The 1,234-nt window shown below is 49.8% G+C and carries 1 protein-coding gene and 1 pseudogene; one reads left to right on the top strand and one right to left on the bottom strand.

Features of this window, described 5'->3' with window-relative positions:
• Positions 1 to 263, top strand: a pseudogene (locus ACRC27_RS05245) (hypothetical protein); the annotation flags it as partial.
• Between the two features lie 57 nt (positions 264 to 320).
• Here ACRC27_RS05245 and ACRC27_RS05250 read toward each other — a convergent pair.
• On the bottom strand, positions 321 to 1,234 hold a 914-nt coding region (locus tag ACRC27_RS05250; protein WP_438639357.1), incomplete at its 5' end, for a LysR family transcriptional regulator.

Below are 1,234 nucleotides of genomic sequence, written 5' to 3' on the forward strand. Positions count from 1 at the left end.
GGCTTGGGGTGTCATTATCTGAGCTGATCATCTATGCCAACGGGATTTTTGTGTTGATTTACTTGCTATCCATGCTGGCTGGCGTGGTGTTATTGCAAGGCTGGGTGCGTTGGTCGGCGCTGCTGGGGGCGGGACTGTGCGTGCTGATGCTGCTGGCTATCGGTTGGCACAGCGGTTATGCGTTAGCGATGTTGGCGCTATTGTATGCCTTGGCGTGCTACTGCCAGCGCCGAAGTGACCGCTCACTGATACAGGCCGGTTAACCGACCTGTTAGTCACTTAATGATGCGGCTATCGAGCCGCATCGGTGTGCGATGAATTTAGCAGCAGCAAGGTGTCAGCAGGGAATTAATCAGATTTTGCAGCACGATATCTTGGCTCTGTCCGCCGTGGTAATAAATCCAAATCGGTTGCCGTTCATACACATCGGCTAAGCGTCGCCAAATGAGTTGTGTATCTGGTTGCAGCTGCATGGCGGTGGCTGGTAAGACTGTTAGTCCTAGACGGCTGTTGACCGCCGCCAAGATAGCGGTGATTTGGCTTAAGGTGGCGGTAATTTTCAGTGCGATATCTTGCTCACTGGCCAGATTCAGTAATGTGCTGTGGGTAATGTGCGGCTCAGGCAATAAAATCAGATGCTGGTCGCGCAGCTGCTGCACACAAATTTCTTTGTGGGTAGCCAATGGGTGTGAGGGCGGAAGCACCACCATCAGTTCATCATCGCAAAACGGTTGTTTTTCAATATTCGGTGGTAGCGCCGGATCGGCCTGTCCAATCACCATATCCAGCTTATGTTCGGTCAGTTCAGCCAACAGATGAGCGACCGGCGCTTCGGTAATGGTCATGCTGAGCGCTGGTTGGCTGAGGGTATAACGCAGCAGGTTATTGATCACCGGTTCAACCGATTGCACCATGCCGATACGAATTTGTTGCTGATTGCCACCGTGATAATGACGAACGATTTTTTCCAGCGCATCGGCATCGCGGATTAATTGGCTGACTTGTGGGTAGATATGTTCGGCAAATTCGGTAGGCAACATATGTGATTGACGTCGCTCAAATAATGCGATGCCGTAATGCTGCTCCAGTTTAATCAATTGTTGAGATAATGCCGATTGGGTAATAAACGCTTTATTCGCGGCTTTACTGAGATTTTGTTCTTGATACACCAGACTAAAATAATACAGTTGCTTTAAATCAGTTAGCCGCATACATCCCTCGGAGTAACATGAAT

This window comes from Plesiomonas sp., assembly GCF_051650925.1.
Lineage (GTDB): Bacteria > Pseudomonadota > Gammaproteobacteria > Enterobacterales > CAMTGL01 > Plesiomonas.